Origin of the sequence: Aeromonas sp. 30P, assembly GCF_051919805.1 — a bacterium.
GTDB lineage: Bacteria > Pseudomonadota > Gammaproteobacteria > Enterobacterales > Aeromonadaceae > Aeromonas > Aeromonas veronii.
Window position 1 is genome coordinate 3339805 of record NZ_JBQBEA010000001.1, and the last position, 24355, is coordinate 3364159.

Sequence of the window (24355 nt, forward strand, 5' to 3'; positions counted from 1 at the left end):
TACGAGATAATATTTATGTCACGTTTAGAAATACATGTCTTCTTGTAGCTTCAATAATGTCTTTTAGCACTGAAGCGCCATATTTTAAATTCTCAACTTGACTATTAATCTTCGCCATATCCTTTTCACCATGAAATAAATTATTTCGAAGACGATATACTATTAGCAGCAAAGCATGAATCTGTTCCTCTTCATTGACTACCTCTCCTTTCAATACTCGAAGTACTAATTCAGAATGCGGTTTATGCCTAAAACCTAGCCTTCTGAATTTATCATTTCCCTCACCATCAGCTCCAATATAACGGTGTGACCAGTAAGTGCGTGCGTACTCCAAAACGGTAGCACAATAGGAAGTTCGTTGTGCTACAAATTCCAGCTCATCCACCGCGGCTCGATCCTCAGGACGATCTTGTAACTGAGTACCCTCGAAAATTGCCCACATAATACTAAAATCAGAAATGCTCGTGTATGTTTCGTCAGTGAAATCAGCCATTACATAAATATTTCTTTGCAACCATACTTTAATTTCTTCCATTTTAACCCCCATTAAAAATGACTAATTGGTGATTTTAAAAACAACATTAACACATTGTCATACAAATTAAAAACTTGGGGGCCGTAGGTTCGAATAGCGGAGCGTATTCGGACGATCGAGTATCTAACGATTGGTTGATTCGGTCATTCCGACTACTAAACGATAAATCCGTTAGCCGGTCACTCCATTTTCTGTCGAGACTGGTCAATCATGCCGCACCAATTCGGCGGGGAGATACCGCTTGCTGTGTAATTATGAACGGTGGAATAAGGCCAAGCGGCCATCCCCTTTTCTTTTCGTAGCCGAAAAACCAAGCATAGCGTCACGACCCAGCGATATGCGCACGAGTGCAAGGCTGCAAATCTCGCGATCGTCCGAATACGCTCCGCTATTCGAACCTACTCAACCGCATAGAAAGAGAGCCTCGCCTAAAAGTAATCTGGAACAAAACTTGCTGTATCCCTCCCCTTAGATCCCGGCAACCGGTCGCGAGGGGCCCATGACACCGACCTTTATCAAAAGCAATGCAGCAGCCCAGCTCACCATGGCCGTCGAGGTGATGGATGAACAGGGCACAATGAACACCCGCCAAATCGCCTGTGAGCGGCCACTGACGGTCTACCTCAACTGGAAGGAAATCGTAACCCTGATGACGCTGGGAGCCCGCCCCGAGGCGCTGGTGCTGGGTTATCTGAAAAATCAGGGCTTTATCGAGGATATCTCGGCCATCGAATCGGTGATTGTCGACTGGGAGAGCGAGGCCGCCGCCGTGGTAAGCAGTCAGCAGGCCGCCGATCTCGACAAGTCGCTGGAGAAGAAGACGGTCACCTCCGGCTGCGGTCAGGGCACCATGTATGGCAGCGTGATGAAGAAGCTCGAAGGGGTGGTCTTGGCGGCGCCTGAGCTTAAACAGAGCACCCTCTACGCCCTGCTCAAGGCGCTGTCGGCCCATAACGAAACCTACAAGATGGCCGGTGCCGTCCATGGCTGCGCCATCTGTCGCGGCGCGGAGATCCTCTCCTTTGTCGAGGATGTGGGGCGCCACAATGCGGTGGATACTCTGGCGGGCGAGCTCTGGATGAGTGGCGAGGCTGGCCACGACAAGATCTTCTACACCACCGGGCGGCTCACCTCGGAGATGGTGATCAAGGTGGCGCAGATGGGCATTCCGGTGCTGCTGTCGCGCTCCGGCGTCACCCAGATGGGGCTGGATCTCGCCCGCCAGCTCGGCATCACCATGATTGCCCGCGCCAAGGGGCGCCACTTCGAGGTCTTTAGCGGTCACGACCATATCGTGCTGGACGAGAAGCCGCCGGTGCTGGCGCCCGGTTCAGCCGGTCGCGGGATGCGGGACTAAGCAATGAACGAATTTATGAACGTCAAGCAGGTGGCGGAATACCTCGATCTCAACGAGAAGAAGGTCTACCAGCTCGCCAACGAGGCGCGCATCCCCGCCACCAAGGCGACCGGCAAGTGGCTGTTTCCCCGCTCCCTGCTCGACCGCTGGCTGCTCGGCAGCTGCCACGAGGGGGTGATGAACGACCGGCTGCTGCTGGCAGGCTCGGACGATGTGCTGCTCCACTACGCCAGCAGCCGCTTGGCACAGCAGCTCGGCACCCAGGCACTGGTGGGCTACACCCCGTGCGGCACCCGTCAGGGGCTGGCGATGCTGGCGCGCGGCCATGTGGATCTCTGCGCCATCCACTGGGGGCAGGCCGAGGAGGCGCACCTGCGCCACCCGGCGCTGGTGCAGCAGTATCAGGGCCACCGGCAATGGGTGATCGTTCATGGATTCAGGCGGGTGCAGGGGCTGGTGCTGCGCCAGGGGTTGCAACCCAAGGAGGCGAAAGAGGCGCTCGACTGGCGCTGGGCCATGCGTCAGAAGGGGGCTGGCAGCCAGCGCGCCCTGCAGGAGTGGCTGCAAACCCAAGGGGAGTCGCTGACCCGGCTGGAGCGCACCCTCGAGGTCAACAGCGAGCGGGAGCTGGCCGCCGCCATCAGCCGTGGCGATGCGGATGTCGGGCCCGGCGCCCAGAGCACCGCCACCGAGTTTGGCCTCGGCTTTATGCCGCTGTCGCAGGAGTGCTTCGATCTGGTGATGCCGCAGGGGGTCTTCTTTCGCACCCTGCTGCAACAGCTGATCGGCTGGCTGCAATCCCCCGAGGGGCGCGAGCTGGCGGCCCGCCTCGGCGGCTATGACCTGACCCAGAGCGGCAAGCTGGTGTGGAGCCCGCAGTAAAGAACCACTCACCCACAGACAAAACAGCCCGCCAACCATGTTGACGGGCTGTTTTTATCACGGGCCTTTTTATAACGGGATCAATCGCCTGTCTCACGCCCCTCGGCATTGAGGGCGATGCGCCACCCTTCCAGTTTCGCAGGCTCACTGCCGCTTGGCAGCAGGGCGTGGCTGCGCAGCCGCACGGTAAAGCAGCTCCCCTGCCCCGGGGTGGAGTCCACCAACAGCTCCCCACCCCAGCGACTGATAATGCGGTGGCTCAGGGCCAGCCCCAGACCGGTGCCGGTAGCGCGGGTGGTGAAGAAGGGGTCGAAGATCTTGTCGATAATGGCCGCCTCAATGCCGCTACCGTTGTCGATCACCCGCACCTCGGCCCCGCGCAGCTGACCCAGTTCATCGACCCAGTCGCGGCTCTCGACCCGGATCTCCCCCTGCTCCCCCAGCGCGTGGCTGGCGTTGACCAGGAGGTTGATCAGCACTTGCAACAGCTGCTGGCGATCCGCCTCTATGGGCTGCTGGGCCTTGAGATCGGCCACCAGCTCCACCTGCTGCTGACGCAGGGCGGAGCGCACCAGGGTCAGGCTCTCCTCGATGATGGGGTTGAGGTGCTGCCACACCGGCGCCGTCTCGTAGTCGCCGGGGCGCGAATATTGCAGCAGGCTGCGGGTGATGGCACGAATGCGCTCGATCTGGGCCAGCACCAGCGCCAGCTCCTCGCTGACCGGCTCGGCCGCCTCCCCCAGCTCCAGCTTCATCAGCTCCACATTGCCGAGGATCACCGCTAGCGGGTTGTTGATCTCATGGGCCACCCCGGCCGAAAGCTCGCCAAGGGCCGCCAGCTTCTCGCTGATCAGCAGCTGCTGGCGCGCCTCGGTCAGCATATGGATATGATCTTCCAGCTCGGCAGTCTTGAGCTCGAGGCTTTGGGTACGCTCGGCCACCTTCTGCTCCAGCTCGTCGGCGCTGCGAGCCATCTGCTGCTGGTGCGCTTCTTGCCTGTCCAGCATGGCGTCAAACTGGCGACCGAGTTGGGCCAGCTCGTGGTCAGGGTCGAGGGCCAGCGGGCCGATGCGAGCGGACTCCCCGGCCTGCACCTGCCGCACCACCTTGTGCATCCGCTCGATGGGGGAGAAGAGATCCCGCGCGCCGCGATAGACCAGCAGGCCGGAGAGCAGCAACAGCAGCACTACGCCGGAGCCCAGCTCCACCAGATTGGTGAGGTAGGTGCGGATAATGGGCCACTCGAGAAAGCCCACATAGAGCATGCCGAGCCGCTCGCCCCTGGCTCCCAGCAGCGGCTCGTAGCCCGAGACATACCAGGCGTCGTGGACGAAGGCGCGGTCAACCCACATCTCCCCCCGCCCCAGTACCTGTTCGCGCACCGGCGGCGAGACCCGGGTGCCCACCGCCCGACCCACCTGACGGCTGCTGCTGACCGGCACGTTGGTGCTCACCCGCAGATCGTCGAGAAACAGGGTGACGGTGCCAACACTGCCATCCGGCAGGGTGTTTTTGGCAAACACCTGCCCCTTGAGCTCATCCACCAGCCGGGTGCTGCCGTTGACAAGCTCGCCCCCCTCCAGCACGGCCCAAAGGGAGCCGTCGCGGCCCATCACCGGGGTCAGTGACAGGCTGATCAGTCCCCTGTCCTCCACCACCCTGGTGCCATCCCGCTGCCACAGCACGGCCCGCTTGGCCAGTTGCGGGGAGAGGGTGAGCATCTCCTGCTGCGACCAGACCACGAAGTGGCTGACGCTGCGTCCGGCCGTGAGGGCGGCACGCTCCTGCGCCGTCAGCTGATCCAGCTCGGGGCCACGGCGCAAGCGCAGAAAATCGAGACCATAGTTGGCCGCCAGCGGCATCACCCAGTCATGCAGCTGATCCGGCGATTCCCGCAGCCGTAGCTGAAAGGCCCAGGCATCGCGCAGATGCTCGAGATGCTCGGTCTGGCGCTGCTGCTGCACAGTGATGGCGTGGTGGGCCACCCCGAGATCGCTGCGTACCGTGGTGAGCAGGTTCTGCCAGCTGTAGGTGAGGGTCCAGTAGAGGGTGAGCGCGATCATGCCCACCAGAGTGAGCATGATGGGTACCGAGGTGAGCAGCAGCAGGCGCCAGCGCACCTTGGTGCGCACGCAACGGGGCAACAGGGCGCGCATGCAGCGGGAGAGCAGGGTCAGTTTCATCGCCACCCCATCCGATCAGCCTTCCTCATTCGATGGCCCACTCCTTGAATTTGCGATCCAGCGTCTTGCGCGCCACCCCGAGCACCCGGGAGGCGGCCGACTTGTTGCCATCATGGCTCGCCACCACTTGCAGGATGTGGGCTTTTTCTACCTCCGCCAGCGGCCACGCCAGCGGATAGCCCTCCTCGCTCGCCCCCGGTTCGGCGGGCTTGCTGCTCTGCCAGTAATCCGCCGGGGGCTTGCCCAGCAGCAGGCAGCGCTCGATAAGGTTGCGCAGCTCCCGCACGTTGCCGGGCCAGGGATAAGCCTGCATCGCCACCACATCCTCGTGGGTCCAGCTCAAGGAGCCCATCCCCATCTCGGCGGTGAGCTGGCGGGTGAAGTGGTGAACCAGCGCGGGAATATCGTCGATCCGATCCCGCAGCGGCGCCACCGGCAGCGCCACCACGTTGAGGCGATAGAAGAGATCTTCGCGAAAGCGGCCCGCCTCCACCTCGGCCTTGAGGTTGCGGTTGGTGGCAGCGACGATGCGCACATCCACCGCCAATTCGCGCTCGGCCCCCACCGGGCGGATGGCCTTCTGCTCCAGCGCCCGCAGCAACGAGGCCTGCATGGCGAGCGGCATCTCGCCGATCTCGTCGAGAAACAGGGTGCCCTGATGGGCGACCCGGAACAGGCCGTCACGCCCCTTGCGGGCGCCGGTAAAGGCCCCCTGCACATGGCCGAACAGCTCGCTTTCCAGCAGCTCCGGCGCGATGGAAGCGCAGTTGAGGGGCACAAAGGCCCCCATCCGGCCGGAGAGTTGATGCAGGGCGCGGGCCACCAGCTCCTTGCCGGTACCGGACTCCCCCTCCACCAGTACGGCGGCGTTGGAGGGGGCCACTCTGGCGATGAGCGTCTTGAGCTCGCGGGTCTTGGCACTGTCGCCAATCAGGGTGGGCGGGAACAGCTTGCTCACCTCCCGGCGCAGCAGCAGGTTCTCCCGCTCCATCTGGCGGCGCTCGATGACTCTGTCAACCGCCTGCACCATCTGATCGAGGTTGAAGGGCTTGAGGATAAAGTCGCTGGCGCCGAGGCGCAGCGCCTTGAGGGCGGTCTCCATATCGCCAAAACCGGTCATGAAGATGATGTCGCTGCGACGGGTAGCGGGGTCGATGGCCTCGTGCCACTCGATGCCGGAGCGCCCCGGCAGCCGGATGTCGGCGATGATAAGGTCGAAGTGAAGGCGGCAGCGCAGGGCTTCCGCCTCCTCCACGCTGGCGGCAGTCTCAATCTGGGCAAAACGCTTGGCCAGCGCCTTGGCCAGAAAGCTGCGCATGCCGGGCTCATCGTCAACGATAAGCAGGGAGAGGGCAGACCAGCGGCTGGGAGGGAGTGTCATGGAAAAAAGTACCTCGGATGCACGTACGGTCGGTGAATGTCCCGATAACCGGAACCTTAGTGGGACATTTTGTCCTTACCGAATCAAAAGCACCAACACCAATTATTAAAAGCGATAACAAGCTCACCTAATTGATTTGAATAAGCTTCTGTTTTTAAACGGCAAACCGTGAATGCAGCGGCAAAGGAACAGTTTGGCACCCTGCTTGCTTACTCTTGCCCTCTCCTCATCCACCCTGAAAAAAGTTGCATCAAGATGACGATAAAAACCAGCCTCAAACGTTTTGCCCTCTCCCTCGCCGCCAGCCTGCTGATCGCCGGTGCGGCCCACGCCGAAACGGATACTAATGCCACAAAAGCGCCGATCCGCCTCGCCACCACCACCAGCACCGAGCAGTCCGGTCTGCTGGGCTGGCTGCTGCCCCAGTTCACCAAGGAGACCGGTTATCCGGTGCAGGTGATGGCGGCCGGTACCGGCCAGAGCCTGAAGATGGGCGAGAATGGCGACGCGGATCTGGTGATGACCCACGCCCCCTCTGCCGAGAAGAAGTTCGTCGACGCAGGCTTTGGCATCGAGCCGGTGCACCTGATGTACAACGACTTCGTCATCGTCGGCCCGGCCAAAGACCCGGCGGGTCTGGCCAAGCTGCATGACGCGGCCAAGGGGCTGCAAGCCATCAAGGAGCAGGGCCAGATCTTTATCTCCCGCGGTGACGAGTCCGGTACCCACATCAAGGAGAAGACCCTGTGGCAAGCCGCTGACGTCAAACCCGAGTTTGCCGGTTACAAATCCATCGGTCAGGGGATGGGCCCGACCCTGACCATGGCCTCGGAGCTCGGTGCCTACACCCTGACCGACCGCGGCACCTGGCTCGCCTACCAGAGCAAGCTGGATCTCGCCGTGCTGCTGGAGGGTGACAAGCGCCTGTTCAACCCCTATCAGGTGATCCTGGTCAACCCCAAGCGCTACCCGGATCTCAACACCGAAGGGGCGCGCACCCTGAAAAACTGGCTGATCTCCGAGCATGGCCAGAAGTTGATCGGCGACTTCAAGGTGGCGGGTCAGGCGCTGTTTGTGGCGGATGCCAACGGGAAATAATGGCAACCCTGACCCCTGCGATGACCTTGAGGGCCCTCCCCCGGTTCGCTGTGGGAGGCGCCTGATGCCGACCCTGCTCGACACTACCGTATTGACGGCCCTCGCCCTGCACGATGAGAGAGAGGTCTGATGCCGACTCTGCTCGATACTACGTTGGCTGCCCTCGCCCTGCTGTTCAGTGGTGACACCGAACTGTGGCAGGTGGTGGGGGTCTCCTTCTCCGTCTCCTGCATCGCCCTGCTGCTGGTGCTGCTGCCCGCCTTGCTGCTGGGCTTTGCCCTGGCCTATCTGCCGCTGCCCGGCCGCTGGCTCTGGCTCTCCTGCATCAATACCCTGCAATCGGTGCCGACCGTGGTGATTGGCCTCTTGCTCTATATGCTGCTGTCGCGGGCCGGCCCTTTTGGCGACTGGAAGCTGCTCTTTACCCAGCAGGCGATGGTGGTGGGGCAGATGCTGATCGCCTTCCCGGTGATCGCCACCATGGCTCACGCGGCGTTTGTCCAGAGTGACCGGCGTGCCTGGGAGACCGCCCTGACCCTGGGGGTCTCCTGGCCCAAGGCGCTGATCGGCCTGATGCACGAGTGCCGCTTTGGCCTGCTGGCCGCCATCATCGGCGCCTTCAGCCGCATCGTCACCGAGGTGGGCTGCTCCATGATGGTGGGGGGCAATATCCTGCACTTTACCCGCAATATCCCCACCGCCATCGCGCTGGAGACCCAGAAAGGGGCCTTCACCCAGGGGGTGGCGCTCGGCATAGTGCTGCTCACCCTGGCCCTCTTGCTCAACCTGCTGCTGACGGCATGTCGCGGCCACAGCTATCTGAAGAACTGACCATGCCCCCACTGCGTATCAACAGGAGTACCCCATGGCCCTGACCGCCCACCAGCTGACGATGCGCTTTGGCGAGCGCCAGCTGTTCGAGATTGACCGGCTCGCCATCGCACCGGGGGATGCCATCTGGCTGCATGGAGCCAACGGGGTGGGCAAGACCACTCTGCTCAAAATCCTGGCAGGACTGCTGGCACCCACCCGCGGCCACACCAATCTGCCGGGGCGCTGGCAACAGCGGCTCAACCGGTTGCTCAAGCGGGACCTGGGGCCGGGCCGGGTCACCTATCTGCACCAGACCCCCTATCTGTTCGATCGCACGGTGCACGACAACGTGGCCTGGGCGCTCGATAAACAGCTCGGCAGCGAGATCCGGGTGTTCGAGGCGCTGCGCCGGGTCGAGCTGGAGGGGCTGGCACGGGAGCACATCAGCATTTTGTCCGGTGGCGAACGGCAACGGCTAGCGATGGCACGCGCCTGGGCGCTGCAACCTGCCTTTCTGCTGATGGATGAGCCCACCGCCAATCTGGACACACATTCGGTTGCCCTGATGGCCGCATTGGCGCAAGATCTGCGGGAACATGGCAGCGGCCTGGTCGTCATTAGCCACCAGAGCAATGCCCTGACCGACCTGTGCGAGCGGCAATGGACCCTCGCCCGTGGCCAGCTGCAAGAGACGACCCCTTTAAAAATCATCGAGCGACATGACTTCAAAAAGCGACAGCCACTCTGATCCCGTTGCCGTATCAGCAGTGATCCTGGCAGGAGGCCGCGCCACCCGCATGGGGGGCGAAGACAAGGGATGGGTAGCACTGGCGGGACGCCCCCTGATCGACCACGTTTTGGCGCGCCTGCGCCCCCAGGTGGATGAGGTGCTGATCAACGCCAACCGCAGTCAGGCCCGCTATCAGGCGCTGGCCCCGGTCATCAGCGATGACAACAACGACTATCTCGGCCCGCTGGCGGGCATGCAGGCAGGTCTTGCCGCCGCCCGTCACGACTGGGTGCTGTTTGTCCCCTGCGATGGCCCCGCCCTACCGCTGGATCTGATGAGCCGCTTTCGCACCGCCCTGACCCCGGATACCGAGCTGGTGGTAGCCCACGATGGCGACTGGCTGCAACCCGTGGTGGCCCTGCTGCACAAATCCCTGCTCCCCTCCCTCACCGCCGCACTGGCAGAGGGGGAGCGCAAAATCGATATCTGGTTTGCCCGCCACAATATGGCGGTGGTGAGCTTTGCCGATCAGCCGGATGCCTTTATCAATCTCAATAGCCCTGCCGAGCTGGCCGCCTACGAGGCCCGTCTGCTCGCCCCGGCTATCGCCCCCCAACAAGGAGTCACCTCATGACCCCGGCCCCCACCCTTCCCCTGCTCGGCTTCGCCGCCTGGAGCGGCACCGGCAAGACCACCTTGCTGGAGCAGTTGATCCCCCTGCTGGTGGATCGCGGCCTGCGCATCGGGGTGCTCAAGCACGCCCACCACGACTTTGATATCGACCAGCCGGGCAAAGACAGCTATCGCCTGCGCAAGGCGGGTGCCCAGCAGATGATGGTCGCCTCCCGTCGTCGTCATGCTCGTATCATTGAGACGGAACTGGCCGAAGCTGATTTTCGCCAGCTGCTGGCCAGCTTCGATCAAACAGAGCTCGATCTGCTGCTGGTCGAGGGGTTCAAGCACGAACACTTCCCGAAAATCGAGCTGCACCGCGCCGAGATTGGCAAGCCGCTGCTCTTCCCCGAAGACGGCGACATTATCGCGCTGGCCAACGATCAGCCCCAACAGAGTGGCGAACAACAGCAGACAAGCCTGCCCCGCCTCGATATCAACGATCTGGCGGCTATCGCCGACTTCGTCTGCCGCTGGCTTGACGGCTGCCAGAGCAAGGAGCCTGAGGCGGGCAAGGGCTTTCTCTCAGTCGAGGCGGCCCGCAATGCCATTCTGGCGGCCCTCACCCCGAGCAACGCCTGCATAGATAAACCGCTGGCCCAATGCCACGGCGCCGTGCTGGCCGCCAATCTGATCAGCCCCATCAATGTGCCGCCCCATGCCAACTCGGCGATGGACGGCATTGGCCTTCGCAGCGACGATCTCGCCGCCGGTCGCTGGCAACTGGTGGGGGAAGTGCTGGCAGGCCAGCAGCGCCACGAGCCTGTGCTGGCCGGTCAGGCGGTGCAGATCATGACCGGCGCCCCGCTGCCCCCCGGTGTCGATACCGTGGTGATGCGGGAAGAGACGCTGATTGAAGGTGAGTGGGTCACGGTCACCGCCCCGATCCGCGCAGGGCAGAATGTGCGCCTCGCCGGGGAAGATCTCGCCAAGGGGGCGGTCGCCATCCCGGCCGGTACCTGGCTTGGCGCCCCCCAGCTGGGGCTGGCGGCATCACTCGGTCAAGCCAGTCTCACTGTGCGCACCCCGCTGAAAGTGGCGCTGTTCAGTACCGGTGACGAGGTGCAGGCCCCGGGCGAGCAGCTCGCCCCCGGCCATATCTTCGACAGCAATCGCTTCACCCTGATGGCCCTTATCCGCGCCGCCGGTTGCGAGGTGATGGACCTTGGCATCATTCCCGATGACAAAACCATTCTGCGCCAGCAGCTGGAGCAGGCCGCCGCCAGCGCCGATCTGGTGCTGAGCTCGGGTGGGGTCTCGGTGGGCAACGCCGACTTTATCAAGCTGGTGCTGGCGGAGCTCGGCCAGATCGATTTCTGGCGCATCCAGATGCGCCCGGGCCGCCCGCTCGCCTTTGGCAAGCTGGGGCAGACCCCCTTCTTCGGCCTGCCGGGCAATCCGGTAGCGGCGATGATCTGCGTGCTGCAATTTGTCGAGCCCGCCATCGCCCGCTTGCAAGGCAAGCGGTGGCAGCCGCTGCGCCTCTCGGCACTGGCAGACGAGAAGATGAAAAGCCGCCCGGGGCGCACCGAGTTTCTGCGCGGCATCTTCCATCAGGACCGCAACGGCCAGCTGCGGGTGCGCACCACAGGGCCACAGGGCTCGGGTATTCTCAGCTCCATGGCCGATGCCAACTGTCTGATCGAAATCGTACCGGACCAACCCGGGATCGCCATTGGCGAGCGAGTCTGGATCCATCCCCTGCAGGGACGACTGGCCTAAATCCCGACGGGGCGTCGGCCGGATGCACGTCGCCCCGTCACCCACCTGACAGGAGGCAGACCGTGCGTCTTGATGCCCCCCTCTCCCGACTCGATCTGCTGGTCTATGGCCGCTACCGGATCGTCCATGGCCTGCGCATTGCGCTCGCCTTTATGCTCACCTTTCTGCTGACCCGCGAGCTGAAACTGCCGGAGAGCACCTGGCCGCTGATAACCTTGGTGGTGGTGATGGGCCCCATCTCGTTTTGGGGCAATGTGCTCTCCCGCGCCCTGCAGCGGGTGGTGGGCACCATCTTCGGCGCCAGTTGCGGGGTGGTGGCGCTTTATCTCGAGATCTACTCGCTACCGCTGACCCTGATCTGGTGCGGGTGCATCATGTTCCTCTGCGGCTATCTGGCCCTCGGCAAGCGCCCCTATGTGGGGCTGCTGATCGGCATCACGCTGGGAGTCACCATGGGGGCCATGCCAGGGGACATAGAGACGGCGCTGTGGCGCAGTGCCGACGTGATACTGGGCTCCCTGCTGGCGCTGCTCTTTTGCAGCATCTATCCCCAGCGGGCCTACAGCCACTGGCGGCTGCAGTTGCACCAGATCCTGCAGCAGTCGGGGCGGCTCTATCACACCCACCTCTCCCCCAATGTGCTGGAGCGCCCGCGCCTCAAGCACAATCTCTCCCAGTTGCTGGCACAGACCGGCAAACTGCGGGCCCTGCTGGCCCCGGCGGCCAAGGAGACACGCCACAGCATCGCCCTGTTTGATGCAGTGCAGGTCACCATGCGCAACACCCTCTGCATTCTTGAGATGCTGGCCAACACCTACTGGAACGATCGGGAGAGCCACTTCCTGATGCAGAGCACGGCTGCGCTGCAAGCCTGCCATCTGGCCACCGAGGAGGCGATCAACCAGCTTGCCCTGATGATGCAAACCGGCGATGGTCGCGGGGCCGATGCCGCCATCGCCCGCCTGCACGAGGTGGCGACCCGGGTATCGCTGCCGCCCAACGCAGAGGCGGCCATCAATGGTTACCTCTGGCTCAACGTCCAGCTGACCGAGCAGCTCACCCACCTGCGCCGCCTGCTGGGGCTGATCCTCACTCCGCCCCATCGCAAGCAGCCCGACTAGACCCAATGCAAAACGCCCCGCTGTTGCGGGGCGTTTTGCTGTCTGACTGGCCACTTGGGCCATGAAGGCTGCAAATCTTAACTGGCATTGGCCAGCGGCTGCTCGGTGGTGAGGTAGAGGGAGAAATCCTGAATACCCTCCTGCAGGGCGGCAAAACAGTCGGGGTCTATCGCGGTGCCCAGATTCTCCGCCATCATCTCCAACGCCTGCGGCACAGGGATGGCGTCGCGATAGGGGCGCTTGGCGGTGATGGCATCGAAGATGTCGGCTGTGGTGATGATGCGCGTCTCAAGGGTAATCTCGTTCCCCTTCAGCCCCTTGGGGTAGCCCTTGCCATCGAGCCGCTCATGGTGGGCGCCCGCCACTTGTGCCAGCTCCTCGAAGGCGCCGATACGGCTCAGGATCTCCTCGGTGTAGGCGGCATGCATCTGCACCGCCGCCCACTCCTGCGCATCGAGTTTGCCCGGCTTGTCGAGAATGGCGTTGCTCACCCCGAGCTTGCCCACATCATGGAGCAAGGCGCCCCGCTTGAGCCAGCGTCGACGCGACTCGGACAACCCCATCTGGGTGGCAAGAATGTCGGTATAGAGCGCCACCCTGCCGCTGTGACCCGCGGTGTAGGGACTTTTGGAGTCCACCACCTGCCCGAAGGCCGCCGCGATTTCGTCCAGATAATCCTCATCCAGCGCCACCTCCCCCCGCCCGGCCGGGTGGACCAGGACCCACTCGGTCAGTCGTGGATCGGCCAGTCCTTGCCAGAACTCCTCGTCGGCCAGCGCTTCAAATTCCCGAACCAGTGCCGGATCAAACCAGCTGCCGCTGCGCTCGCGCAGCTCCTTGAGCGCCGCATCCGGGCCTGCGGCTGCGTGAAACACATCCACCACCTGACAGAGCAGGGCAATGCGCGAGAAGAGCGGGATCGCCTCGCCAGCCAGTTGCAGGGGCCGACCTTTGCCATTCCAGTGTTCATCAAGGGAGAGGATGCCATCGGCCACCTCGTCACTGAAACGCAGCTGGCGAGCAATATCCGCCCCCCGATGACAGCGGGTCTGGATCAGTTCGTTGGCAATCTGGTCGCCGTTGCGAAAGATATGAAACAGGCTGCGAAAACGTCCCAGCAGATCCGCCTGCAGGCCGGTATGGCCCAGCACGAAGTTGACTACCTCGGAGAGGGAGCCATCCACCAGTTTGAAATCGCGTTTGAAGTGAAGATCGTCGGTGAGATAGAGCTCGCAGATGCGGGCAGCATTGCTGCTGCACCCAAGATCCTTGAGCAGGAGCGTGTAGTAGAGATCATGGCGCAGCCGGGCGTCCAGTCCCAGCCGCTCCCCCAGACGGGAACCTATCCAGCAGCAGCGGATGCAGTGTCCTCTTGGTTGCCCCTCAGTCATGTCGAGCGCATGACTGAGAGAACCAATCAACTCCGCCAATCGCAATCCATTCACCGTCATAGTCTACTCCCTTAGACATCATGGCGATTTTGCCAGCAGATTAGGTATACCCCATCTGAAGCTGGATCGATCTGGATTCAGTTGAATTTAGGCAGCAGCCTTGCCCTGATTAGCCCGCACTTCCAGCTCTGCACGGCTCAGGGTAGAGACAAAGCGGCCATCGAAGTAGATATCCATCAGCTCGCCACGCTTCTCGCCACGCATCATGCTGCGGCGGCCATCCAGATAGTGCACTTCCATCTGGGCGGTATGCTCGTCCGGGTAGCTGATCTCCACCTCGCGCACCCCTTGTGGCAGCATGGCCAGCGGCACCTTCTTGAGGGCCGGATCCAGATGCTGGTTCACCTTGATCACCGGATTGGCCTTCATGTCCACCACAGCCGGAGATTTACCGGTGATGGGGTTCTTGCCAGACCAGAACTCGATGGTATTGAACACAAACAAGTCAGCGGTCGCGGCCAGACCGTAGACAGGGGAGAGCAGCATAAAGACCCCGGCACGAGCGTAGCGGTTATCCACCACGCTCAGGTTGCCCTTGGTGACCATGCCGGAAAGCCCCATCTGCCCCATACAGCCGCCCAGCCCCATGCTCGCGACCATAACCAGCAGGGCCATTGCCCGCCCCTTCTGTTGTAATGCCATCGTGTTCTGTTCCTGCTCTGAAATAAATGAGGCGGCAAGCCTAATCAAGGGGCCAGAAGAGGACAATTCACAATGGCGGGACGATACAGGAGGGGTTCAGATTGGGGCACTGACTGCTCAAATATAAGTCAATGCCCCGGCATGGTAGGAAGTCAGGGGGTTCAAATCGCCAGATCAGAGACGGTGCTGGAGACGTTGTTCGCCTCCCGGCGGATGTCGCTCATCACCTCATTCACCTCGCCCACCTGCTGCTTGCCCAGCTCGGCGCTGCTGGCGACGTCAGACATCTCGGAGGTGACCTTGGCGGTCAGCTCCCGGTTGTTCTGTACCACCTTGGCAATCTCGTCGGTAGAGAGAGACGTGCGGGCCGCCAGCTGGCGAACCTCGTCGGCCACCACCGCAAACCCACGACCCTGATCCCCGGCCCGGGCTGCTTCGATGGCCGCGTTAAGGGCCAGCAGATTGGTCTGGTCGGCGATGCTGCTGATGGTGGAGACAATCGCCTCGATGCTGCGCGACTGCTCGTTGAGCTGGTTGATAAGACCGATACTGTGAGTCAACTGGCTGGCAATCAGGTTGGAGGTATCGACCACCGAGGAGAGCAGACCCGCGCCGCGCTCGGCGCAGTTCAGGGTCTCCCGGGCCGCATCGTGGGCCAGCATGGCCGCTTCCCGCACCGCATCGCTCTTGTTGATCCGCTCGGTAATATCGCTTGCGAACTTGATCACCTTCACCACCCGGCGGTTGTCATCCAGGATCGGGTTGTAGGTTGCCTCCAGCCACACCTTGCTACCGTGACTGTTCTGACGACAAAAGAGACCGGACTTGAACTGACCACGGCCCAGCTCATCCCAGAAGTGAGGCTGGTCTCGATAGAACTGATCGTCGCAGAAGATACGGTGATGCTTGCCCTGCACCTGCGCCAGGGTATAGCCCATGGTATGGAGGAAATTGCCGTTGGCAGCAATCACCTCCCCACCGGGGGTGAACTCGATGACCGCCAGCGACCGATCCAGCGCCGTCACCACCGCCTGCTGGCTGAGCAGTTGCAGGTGGTGCTCGGTAATATCGGCCGCGATCTTGATCACCTTGGTCACCACGCCCCGCAACTTGACCGGAAAATAGGTCGCTTCCAGCCAGATCGCCTCGCCCCGTTTGTTGAAGCGCTGGAATACCCCGGTGCGGGAACGCCCCTGCTTCAGATCCGCCCAAAACTGCTGATAGTCGCTGCTCTGGGCATAGAGCTTGTCGCAAAAGATACGGTGATGCTGGCCGATAACCTCGGGCGCACTGAAGCCCACCACGTTGAGAAAGAGATCATTGGCGGCCAGCACAGTGCCATCCGGCGTAAAGGTGATGGTCGCCACGCTGCCGTGCACTGCGTCAAAAAATCCCTGCTGTTCCAGAAGTTGATCCTGGCACTGCTGCAACTCGGCTTTCAGTTTGCTATTGAACATCGAAACGTATCCTCCAAACTGGCACCCACCATGGCCAAACCACACAGTGGATCAATAAGATAATGGTGGCGTGCTCCATCAGCATAGTTGGCGGCTTTGCCGCGATCCCATCTGACGCCATATTTATTGCTGTAAATCAAATTCACCGACCAAACGCCACTCATGCAGAGCTGCAACCCTTATTCCACCGCCGGTTGCCACTCCAGATAGGCCGGATTGGCGACAAAGCCGATCCGCTCATAGAGAGGGCGCCCCTGCTCGCTGGCATGGAGCCACACCTTGCCCAGCTGACGCGTGCTGGCGAAGGCCGTTATGGCATCGAGCAGCGCCGTGGCGATCCCCTGCTGGCGCCATTGCGGCCGCGTATACATATTGAGCAGATACCCCTCCATCCCCGCCAGATTGCCGGGATAGGGTGGCCGTTCAAACAATGCCAGCGTCCCTGCCGCCACGATCTGTTTGCCGCCCTCCTGCGTATCGGCCTCAGCCAGCCAGGATAAAGCACTCTCTTCACTCATCGCCCGGGTAAAGTAGTCAAGGGCGGCCTGCCACAAGGCCGGGTCTGCCTGCGGCGTCACCAGCTCACCGACCTCACAAAACAGCTCCATGCGCAGCGCCACCATTGCGGGAATATCTGCGGCCCTTGCCTGACGAATAATCATTGGCTGCTCCTTTTCTCTCATGGGAAATTTCGCCGGCCGTCATTATGACAAAGAGCGCCTTGTGGCGCTCTTTGTGATTGGGAAAATCACTGTTAAATCAATGGTTTCGACGTGTCAGCCAGTGATCCAGGCTCAGCACACCGCTGCCCCAGATGGTCAGGGTCAGCAGCATCCAGCCCCACAACTGGTGATCGTAAAAGCCGCCCGCCCAGAGGGTCGGGTAGGAGATCACCGCCATGATATTGAAGCCAAACAGCAGCAAGGCGGCCGGGCGAGTAAAAAGCCCCGCCAGCAGGAAGAGCGGCAACAGCAGCTCGGTCGCCGTACCCAGATAAGCAGCCCACAACCAGGGCAGCAGGGGCACCTGATACTCGGATTCAAACAGATAGAGGGTGGAATCCCACGCCGTCAGCTTGAGCCAGCCTGAAGTGATAAAAACCGAGGCGACCCAAAGCCGCGCCAACAACAGCACACCGGCACTGCTCCAGCGCGGCAAATCACCACTCGAGCTGGCCAGCGCCAGCCATTTGTTTGCCATCATGGCATTACCTCCATATCCACCAGCAGACCAAGGGTTATCAGGCGAGTGAGATGTTCACTGGCCGCAGGGTCGGCCGCCAGCAGATCGACCAGCGCCGTACCAGCGAGACATCCCTGTAGCAGCGCCCACTCACCCGCCGTCAGGGGCAAGGGGGCAACCCGGCAATCCGGCTGTTTCTTCAATGCCAGCCAGACGGGGGCATCAAGCGCGTCCACCACTTCACCACAGTGCAGCGCCATCTGCCACAGGGCCAGTACCGGATAATCGCTGGCAACCAGCAGCAGATCCGTGGCTGGCAACAGCCGCAGCCGCTCCCATTGTTGCGGCGATAATGCGGCCAGACGCTCGGCTGGCCAGCAGCGTGATTCCAGCGGCAGCAGACTGGCACGCTCAAGCTGCCATTCGAACTGAGCCAGCTCCTCCAGCCAGGGCAGTCCGGTTGTAGTCGGCAAGCGGGCCAACCATTGGCCAAATCCGGCGCCATATTGCATGACGCTCCCTTCCCTGAGCGGCTCGGCCAATACGAAGCCACGGGCCGCCGCTGCAAAAAAGTCATCCCCGACCATAGCCTTGACGGCGGGATAACTGCTCGCCAGCACCTCGCCAAGGCTCAGGATGAAGTGGTTGCGATAGACCTGCAGCACAGATTCGGCAGAAAAGAGTCGGGAGCTGATGTGAGGGGCAATGGCGTCATACGCCCCCAGCAGACCATCGGCAAAGTGCTGTTGCAGCTGTGCCAGTTCAGCCATGGGCTACCTCCCGTGGCGCACTCATGCACGCCTCATCCAGAATGGCACTGGCCTGCGCCGCCTCTGCCAGCAAGACCGGTAGCGGCGGGATCTCGAGGTCCCACTCAATCAGGGTGGGAATGGCCTGCTTGCGGCAGATCTGGCGATAGAGTTCCCAGACCGGCTCCACCACAGGGGCGCTGTGGGTATCGATATAGAGGGAGCCTTCCGGCAGCTGTTTCTCGGTATAACCGGCCAGATGGATCTCCCCGACGGTGGCGAGATCGATCGCCGCCAGATACTCATCGCAAGAGAAACCGTGATTGAAGGCACTGACATAGAGATTGTTGAGGTCGAGCAGGATGCCGCACTCGCTGCGCTGCTGCAGCTCGGCCAGAAATTCCCACTCGCTCATCTCCCCGGCCTGTTGCAGATAGGAGGAGGGATTTTCAATCAGCATGCGGCAACCCAGAGTCTGTTGTACCTGCTGGATCTTGTCGCTCATGTTGCGCAGGGAGGCGCGGGTATAGGGCACCGGCAGCAGATCGTTGAAATAGCGCCCGCCAATGCTGCCCCAGCTGAGATGTTCGGAGATCCGTACCGGTTTGATCGCCGCTACCAGTGTCGACAACTGCTGCAGATGGTGCGGATCGAGCGGGTCGGCAGAACCGAGGGACATGCCAACGCCGTGAAGACTGACGGGGTAGTGTTGCGCCAGTTCGGCGAGCACCTGAAAACCCTGGCTGTGCCGTTCGAAGTAATTTTCACTGTGCACCTCCAGCCAACCGACTGCCGGCAGGGTTTGCCGGATCTCATCGTAATGGGGAGTGCGTAATCCGATGCCAATCAAAGGGTTCATCGCAAGACTCGCTTTCGCCAACCAGAGAAGATGCAGGGGCGGCCCGTTGGCCATCCCCCCTGCCCGATGTCTCTTACTTGGGTTGCAGCGAACCGCCGACCAGCTTCTCGCACAGCCCTTTGGGCATCACCACAAAGGCATCACCCTGAGCATCTTCCTTGGCAGTACCGGCGCAGGAGCTGCTCTTGGTCGCACAGTCATTTTTGCTGGCCTTGACCACGCCGTAGCACTTCTCCTTTTCATCGGCAGCCATGGCTGGTGCCGCGATAAATTGGGCGCCAAGCGCCAGCAGACCGGTCATGGCGGAGGCGATAGCAGTGCTTTTTTTAACATTCATGTTCATGTTCCTTTTGATGTCGTTGGATGTTGCTGATATCCCCGATTTGTCGCAACCGGGTACCTGCAATAGAACCGGCAAACGGGATATTCCCTTTCAAAAAAACACAAAAAAGAGTTGAACAACCCGAAGGAAAACGATCAACGCATTGATTTAAAACAGCTATTTCATCATTGAAAATTTCTTGCCGACCACCATTTTATGAACAAAAAAGAGTGCCGTTTGATGCTTTCATCCCGTTAATCTTCTTCACTGCTTCCATCAAAAGAGATATGTCAGACATAAAAAATCCCCGCCAACAGGCAGGGCTGGATGCAACTTTAAAGAAACAAGAAATCAACAAGCGGGGGGGGGGGGAGCCAGGAGTTGCGGCAAGCAGATAAAAAAAGAGACAGCTTTGGCCGTCTCTTTTTGCACATGGTGCGAATGGGGTTTAGTAGAAGATCCGCTCGCCACGCTCGCTCATTTTGAGCCACACCGGTTTGGTGCTGGTTTTGTTCCAGATACGGTGCAGATAGCTGTAGAAGCGGGCACGATCGCTGCGAAACAGCATCACGGGGAAAGCCAGAATGCCCACCAGCAATACATAAATGCGACGAAGAATAATCTGAGTCAGGGAAAAGGGATGAAACATGATGTAACTCCTTACTGGTAAGACCACTGAACAAAGATTACCCCACTCCATGTAGGATTACTACATCACCAACGCATTTTTTTATAAAAAAATGGTGAAAAATGGGAAATACTGAAAACAGGTTACGTCATTAACCAACAGTTAACAAACTTGCGAAAATCGTGCGCTTTGCCACAGTTATCAGGGGAAAAACATGCAGTAGGGAGACACGCATGAAACTGCCGGAAGTGGCACTGCTGGTGCTGATGGTTGCCCTGACACGGGCACAACTGGAGGAGTGGCAACTGAATCGGGAAGATGCCATCGTGCTGGCCGAACGGGGCGTGCCCACCGTCAGCCTGTGGCAATGCGGCACACTGAAGCAACGGATTGCGGATCTCAACCAGCACAGCGCCGAGGTGCAGTTTCAATATCGGGGGCAAAACATGGCGGATGTGAGCCACTATCTCGAGCGCGAGTGGAAACAGGCTGGCTGCGAACAGTTACTGGTACAGCAAGGATACTGACCAAAGCTCAGACTCGAAGAGTGATGATTGAGATAAACAGAGAAAATATGGAGGCACGTTCCGGAGTCGAACCGGACTAAACGGATTTGCAATCCGCTGCATAACCGCTTTGCTAACGCGCCATGCTGACAAGACTGATTGTCTTGAAAGTGAGTTCCATCGTTGGTGCGATGGAAAATTGGAGCGGGAAACGAGACTCGAACTCGCGACCCCGACCTTGGCAAGGTCGTGCTCTACCAACTGAGCTATTCCCGCGTTATTGCTTTCGTGCCAGTTGCCTGACAACGAGGCGCATTATACGTACCACGAGCGCCAGCACAACCCCTTTTTCGCAATTTAAGCCCTGATGCAGACTGTTTGCTCAGGGTTTAAACGCCTTGCTGAATTTTTCTCCAGCCAGCTGTGACCCACCAAGCGAATTTGGGATAAAGTCGTTGAAATGATTACGCTTTCGTTCGAGACTTGAGCGGCTTAATAACCGGATTCTCAATTGAAAATCACAAGATGAAATGGATCTTCACGCTTCGTGGGCTCAGGCCGCAGTTAATGCTGGCTTTTTTCATGTTGGGCATGGTGCCCTTTTTGGTCATCACCCTCTTCTTCCTATACAGCCACGGCAAGGATCTCACCACCCAGACCTCCAACCATCTGGTCTCCGTTCGTAATATCAAGAAGAGTCAGCTCGAGGATTACTTCAACAACCTCAAAAAGCAGATCATCAACTTCTCCCAACAGGATTTTGCCGGCAACAGTATCGGCCGTTTCTATGGCTTTACCGGCGCCTTCGAGAAGTTGGGCACCACACCGCAGGAGGCCCGCAGCCGCGCCCAGGCCCGCTATCTGCCCGGCTCCTGGGATCAACTGCGCAAACCGGACAGTCAGGTGGAGATCGAACCCTCCATCACGGCGCTTATCCTCGCCGACGAGATGTATGGCCGGGTGCACCAGCGCTTTCATCGCGGCTATGCCGACATGGTGCGCAAGTCCAACTACAGCGACATCTTTCTGGTGGACCTCAACGGTGATGTGGTCTATTCGGTCACCAAGCACCCTAACTTTGCCACCAATCTGCTCTCCGGCCCCTATCAGGGCAGTGGCTTGGGCCAGACCTTCGCCAAGATCAAACGCCGCCTCGATGGTGGCCAGAAACCACAGCAGATCTTCGAGTTCACTGATTTTGGCCGCAACGAGCTGACCGGGCAGGTGGTCGCCTACATGGCAGCCCCCGTGATGCAGTACGACTATGTGCGCGGGGTGGTGATTTTCGAGCTGCTGCCGGACAAGCTCAACCAGATCATGGCGGAGCGGGAGGGGCTGGGCGAGACCGGCGAGACCATCCTGATCGGCCCCGACAAGCGGATGCGCGCCGATGCCTGGCTGGCACCGGAGTTCAGCGTCGAGAACAGCTTCAGCCCCAATTTCCGGCCGCTGCAAACGCCCCTCATCACCAAGACGCTCTCCGGCGAGCAGGGAGTCGGGCTGTTCCACTCCTATCAGGATGACGAGGTGCTGGCCGCCTACACCCAGGTGAAGGTGTTCGATACCGAGTGGGCCTTTATCGCCGAGATCTCCACCCGGGAAGCCTATGCCCCGATCCGCCAGCTGGAAACTCTGGTGATTGTGCTGGGTGCCGGCTCGGTGCTGCTGCTGATCCTCTTCTCCCGCTGGCTATCCCACTCCATCACGGCGCCGCTGCGCTCTCTCACCGAAGCAGCCGAGCAGGTGGCCGACGGCGCGCTGGATCACCCCATCGCCATCGAGCGCACCGGCGATGATATCGACCGGCTGGCCGAAGCGTTTCGCCATATGCAGCGCTCGGTGAAGGACAAGATCGAACTGATCGAACAGCAGACCCAGGAGCTGCAACAGCAGGTCAAGCTGACCCACAAGCAGAACCTCAGCCTGCAGCAGGCGGACAAGCTCAAGGATGAACTGCTGGCCAACACCTCCCACGAGCTGCGCACCCCCATTCACGGCATCAAGGGGATGGCCGAGTCCATGCTCGCCAGTCAGCAGGATTTGACCGAAGGGCAGCAAAAGCAGCTCGGCCTCATCATCAAGAGCGCCGACGGCCTGGCCCGTCTGGTGGACGATCTGCTGGACTACCACCAGATGCGCTACGGCCAGCTGGAGATCCACTCCCAGCCCGTCTCATCCAAGGGGGTTATCCGGCTGGTGCTGGATCTCTGCCAGCATCTGGTGCAGGCCAAACCCCTTACTCTGGTGGATATCAGCCCGGCCGAACTGCCGCCGGTGCTGGCCGACGAGCAGCGGCTCGAACAGGTGCTCTACAACCTGGTGGGTAACGCCATCAAGTACACGCCGCAGGGCAAGGTGGTGCTCAGTGCCATCGTCGAGAACAACTTCCTGCGCATCAAGGTCACGGATACCGGCATCGGCATCGCCCCCGATCATCTGGAACACATCTTCGAGCCACTGGTGCAGATGAGCCCGGAGGTAAGCAAGCAGGGGGCCGGCCTTGGCCTCTCCATCACCCGCCAGCTGGTGCACCTGATGGGGGGCGAGCTGTTCGTCGAGAGTGAGCCGAGCGTTGGCTCTACCTTCGCCTTTACCCTGCCCCTTGCCACCGGCAAAGCGGCCAATCTGACTCTCGACAGTCGCCAGATCGAGCATCAGCTGGTGCGCCAGCAACCGCTGATCCTGCCGGACTGGGAGAGCGACGATCTGCCCCCTCCCCCCGAGGATGCACCGCTCATTCTGGTGGTGGATGACGAGCCCATCAACCTGCACATCCTGCGCCATCTGCTGCAGCCCTGCGGCTACCGCATCCTGCCCAGCAGTGACGGTCACGATGCGCTGGCCAAGCTGGCCGAGGAGCCGGTGGACCTCATCCTGCTCGATGTGATGATGCCGACCCTCTCCGGTTTTGACGTCTGCCGCCGCCTGCGCCAGCAGCACCCGAAAGATATGCTGCCGGTGCTGCTGCTCACCGCCCTTAACCAACCCAAGGATATCGAGGAGGGCTTTGGAGCCGGAGCCAACGACTATCTGGTCAAACCCTTCTGCAAGGAGGAGCTGTTTGCCCGGGTCAAGGCGCTGCTGGAAGCCAAGGCCGGACGCGCCTCGCTGGTAGAGAACCGGCTATTGAAGCAGGAGATCGAACATCGCCTCACCCTGCAGGATCGACTGCATCAGGATCAGCAGCGCCTGCTGGCCCTGCTCGGTGAAGGGGCAGACCCCATGATCTTATCGACGAGCAGGGCACAGTGCTGTTTGCCTCCCGGGTGCTGGCGCGCCTGCTGGGACAGGAGCCGGAAGCCATGGAGGGGCAGCCCCTCAATGAGTGGCTCGCCACCCCGCTGCAACAGCAGTGGCCCGACCTTGCCAGCGAGCGGGAACACAATCTGGAGTTTCTGGTGGCCGGGCAAAAAGATGTGCTCAACGCCCGTGCCCTGCCCATCGCGCTCGGAGGACAGGCCGCTTTCGCCCTCACTCTGAGTACCGAGCTGCGTCAGGATGAGAACCGGGTAATGGCGCTGGAGAACGCCCTCAAGAACCTCTCGCGGCAAGCCATCATCGAAGATGAACAGCTGCTGGGCGAGCTGAGCCGCCTGGGTGGCGAGTTCCGTTCGCTGGCCGACGACCTCATTCGCCAGCAGGATGACGAGCCGCTGCGCCGGGCGCTGGTAGAGACCATGCAGCTCACCCTGGATGCCTGGCAGCAGGGGACCGGCAAGGGCAAAATCGTGCTGGCGGAGAAGAGCAAGCTGTGGCGCGTCTATATGGACAGATCCAGCCCGCAGACCCGCACCCTCGACAAATACCTGAGTCTGGACACCCTGCCCAAGTCGCCACGCTGGAAGACGGTCGTGGCCACCACCGAGTATGTGCTGGGCCACTGCCCGCTCAATGACCACCAGCGCCAGCAGTTGCAGCACAGCGCCCAGACCCTGCGTCAACTCGCCAACCGCAAGCCGTGACACGGCGCCCTAAACGGGCGCCGGATCACAATTGGCAATCTGGTTTCTTTTTATGCAAAACAAAGCCCCGCCCGACCCCGAAACCGAGAGCAGATCCAATTCA

At 60.8% G+C, this 24355-nt stretch carries 21 protein-coding genes, 2 tRNA genes and 1 pseudogene; 10 read left to right on the top strand and 14 right to left on the bottom strand.

The annotated features are described in order from the left end of the window. Positions 1 to 13: 13 nt before the first annotated feature. Positions 14 to 535, bottom strand: coding sequence for a hypothetical protein (locus tag ACTG2B_RS15445; protein ID WP_144715926.1), 522 nt, complete (start codon positions 533 to 535; stop codon positions 14 to 16). 499 nt (positions 536 to 1034) lie between these two features. On the opposite strand from ACTG2B_RS15445, the gene ACTG2B_RS15450 reads away from it, so the two are divergent. Both ACTG2B_RS15450 and ACTG2B_RS15455 read left to right on the top strand, forming a co-directional pair. After that, positions 1035 to 1892, top strand: coding sequence for a formate dehydrogenase accessory sulfurtransferase FdhD (locus tag ACTG2B_RS15450; protein WP_439996324.1), 858 nt, complete (start codon positions 1035 to 1037; stop codon positions 1890 to 1892). Positions 1893 to 1907: 15 nt separating this feature from the next. Then, positions 1908 to 2774: a substrate-binding domain-containing protein gene (locus ACTG2B_RS15455; protein ID WP_439996945.1), complete on the top strand. Its 867-nt coding sequence runs from the start codon at positions 1908 to 1910 to the stop codon at positions 2772 to 2774. 80 nt (positions 2775 to 2854) lie between these two features. Here ACTG2B_RS15455 and ACTG2B_RS15460 read toward each other — a convergent pair whose 3' ends face one another. Next, positions 2855 to 4957, bottom strand: a complete 2103-nt coding sequence (locus tag ACTG2B_RS15460; protein WP_439996326.1) for a sensor histidine kinase — start codon at positions 4955 to 4957, stop codon at positions 2855 to 2857. 25 nt (positions 4958 to 4982) lie between these two features. Further along, the gene (locus ACTG2B_RS15465) at positions 4983 to 6338 is read right to left on the bottom strand and encodes a sigma-54-dependent transcriptional regulator (protein WP_421269826.1); all 1356 of its coding nucleotides are present in this window, start codon (positions 6336 to 6338) and stop codon (positions 4983 to 4985) included. A 255-nt stretch (positions 6339 to 6593) separates the two neighbouring features. On the opposite strand from ACTG2B_RS15465, the gene ACTG2B_RS15470 reads away from it, so the two are divergent. The 6 genes from ACTG2B_RS15470 (at position 6594) to ACTG2B_RS15495 (ending at position 12494) form a co-directional block, all read left to right on the top strand. After that, positions 6594 to 7436, top strand: a complete 843-nt coding sequence (locus ACTG2B_RS15470) for a substrate-binding domain-containing protein (protein WP_439996328.1) — start codon at positions 6594 to 6596, stop codon at positions 7434 to 7436. 129 nt (positions 7437 to 7565) lie between these two features. Continuing rightward, positions 7566 to 8267: an ABC transporter permease gene (locus tag ACTG2B_RS15475; protein ID WP_005347674.1), complete on the top strand. Its 702-nt coding sequence runs from the start codon at positions 7566 to 7568 to the stop codon at positions 8265 to 8267. Positions 8268 to 8301: 34 nt separating this feature from the next. Next, a complete protein-coding gene (locus ACTG2B_RS15480; protein WP_005362120.1) occupies positions 8302 to 8997 on the top strand; it encodes an energy-coupling factor ABC transporter ATP-binding protein in 696 nt (231 codons plus the stop codon). After that, positions 8969 to 9613 carry a molybdenum cofactor guanylyltransferase MobA gene (mobA, locus tag ACTG2B_RS15485; protein WP_236316418.1) on the top strand — a complete coding sequence of 215 codons (645 nt, stop codon included), beginning with the start codon at positions 8969 to 8971 and terminating at the stop codon, positions 9611 to 9613. Before ACTG2B_RS15480 ends, mobA begins: the two co-directional genes overlap by 29 nt. After that, on the top strand, positions 9610 to 11373 hold the full coding sequence (locus ACTG2B_RS15490) for a bifunctional molybdopterin-guanine dinucleotide biosynthesis adaptor protein MobB/molybdopterin molybdotransferase MoeA (RefSeq protein WP_439996330.1): 1764 nt from the start codon (positions 9610 to 9612) through the stop codon (positions 11371 to 11373). Before mobA ends, ACTG2B_RS15490 begins: the two co-directional genes overlap by 4 nt. Positions 11374 to 11435: 62 nt before the next feature. Further along, complete coding sequence (locus ACTG2B_RS15495; RefSeq protein ID WP_439996332.1) at positions 11436 to 12494, top strand: FUSC family protein; 1059 nt, start codon at positions 11436 to 11438, stop codon at positions 12492 to 12494. A gap of 77 nt (positions 12495 to 12571) precedes the next feature. Here the strand turns inward: ACTG2B_RS15495 and ACTG2B_RS15500 are convergent, their stop codons facing one another. The 9 genes from ACTG2B_RS15500 to ACTG2B_RS15540 all read right to left on the bottom strand — a co-directional run bounded on the left by ACTG2B_RS15500 (position 12572) and on the right by ACTG2B_RS15540 (position 19805). Beyond that, positions 12572 to 13945, bottom strand: coding sequence for an HD-GYP domain-containing protein (locus ACTG2B_RS15500; RefSeq protein WP_439996334.1), 1374 nt, complete (start codon positions 13943 to 13945; stop codon positions 12572 to 12574). An 87-nt stretch (positions 13946 to 14032) separates the two neighbouring features. After that, a complete protein-coding gene (locus ACTG2B_RS15505) occupies positions 14033 to 14587 on the bottom strand; it encodes a DUF3332 domain-containing protein (protein WP_439996336.1) in 555 nt (184 codons plus the stop codon). Between the two features lie 161 nt (positions 14588 to 14748). Next, a complete protein-coding gene (locus ACTG2B_RS15510; RefSeq protein WP_439996338.1) occupies positions 14749 to 16044 on the bottom strand; it encodes a methyl-accepting chemotaxis protein in 1296 nt (431 codons plus the stop codon). A 179-nt stretch (positions 16045 to 16223) separates the two neighbouring features. Next, positions 16224 to 16706 (bottom strand): GNAT family N-acetyltransferase, encoded by a 483-nt coding sequence (locus ACTG2B_RS15515; protein ID WP_439996340.1) that lies wholly within the window; start codon positions 16704 to 16706, stop codon positions 16224 to 16226. Positions 16707 to 16803: 97 nt separating this feature from the next. Continuing rightward, positions 16804 to 17247, bottom strand: coding sequence for a DoxX family protein (locus ACTG2B_RS15520; RefSeq protein ID WP_439996342.1), 444 nt, complete (start codon positions 17245 to 17247; stop codon positions 16804 to 16806). Further along, positions 17244 to 17996 carry an HvfC/BufC family peptide modification chaperone gene (locus ACTG2B_RS15525; protein ID WP_439996344.1) on the bottom strand — a complete coding sequence of 251 codons (753 nt, stop codon included), beginning with the start codon at positions 17994 to 17996 and terminating at the stop codon, positions 17244 to 17246. Before ACTG2B_RS15525 ends, ACTG2B_RS15520 begins: the two co-directional genes overlap by 4 nt. Then, the gene (gene bufB, locus ACTG2B_RS15530) at positions 17989 to 18834 is read right to left on the bottom strand and encodes an MNIO family bufferin maturase (protein ID WP_439996346.1); all 846 of its coding nucleotides are present in this window, start codon (positions 18832 to 18834) and stop codon (positions 17989 to 17991) included. The genes ACTG2B_RS15525 and bufB overlap by 8 nt, the downstream gene beginning before the upstream one ends. A gap of 73 nt (positions 18835 to 18907) precedes the next feature. After that, the gene (locus ACTG2B_RS15535; protein ID WP_005334862.1) at positions 18908 to 19171 is read right to left on the bottom strand and encodes a BufA1 family periplasmic bufferin-type metallophore; all 264 of its coding nucleotides are present in this window, start codon (positions 19169 to 19171) and stop codon (positions 18908 to 18910) included. Positions 19172 to 19604: 433 nt separating this feature from the next. After that, positions 19605 to 19805 (bottom strand): YbfA family protein, encoded by a 201-nt coding sequence (locus ACTG2B_RS15540; protein WP_005334863.1) that lies wholly within the window; start codon positions 19803 to 19805, stop codon positions 19605 to 19607. A 212-nt stretch (positions 19806 to 20017) separates the two neighbouring features. On the opposite strand from ACTG2B_RS15540, the gene ACTG2B_RS15545 reads away from it, so the two are divergent. Then, positions 20018 to 20311, top strand: coding sequence for a hypothetical protein (locus ACTG2B_RS15545; protein ID WP_005347702.1), 294 nt, complete (start codon positions 20018 to 20020; stop codon positions 20309 to 20311). Between the two features lie 48 nt (positions 20312 to 20359). Here ACTG2B_RS15545 and ACTG2B_RS15550 read toward each other — a convergent pair. Together ACTG2B_RS15550 and ACTG2B_RS15555 are read right to left on the bottom strand one after the other, a co-directional pair. Next, a tRNA-Cys gene (locus ACTG2B_RS15550) sits at positions 20360 to 20433 on the bottom strand. A gap of 57 nt (positions 20434 to 20490) precedes the next feature. Then, positions 20491 to 20566: transfer RNA gene (locus tag ACTG2B_RS15555), tRNA-Gly, on the bottom strand. Positions 20567 to 20815: 249 nt separating this feature from the next. Here ACTG2B_RS15555 and ACTG2B_RS15560 point away from each other — a divergent pair. Next, positions 20816 to 24252 (top strand): annotated as a pseudogene (locus tag ACTG2B_RS15560) (ATP-binding protein). Positions 24253 to 24355 lie beyond the last annotated feature (103 nt).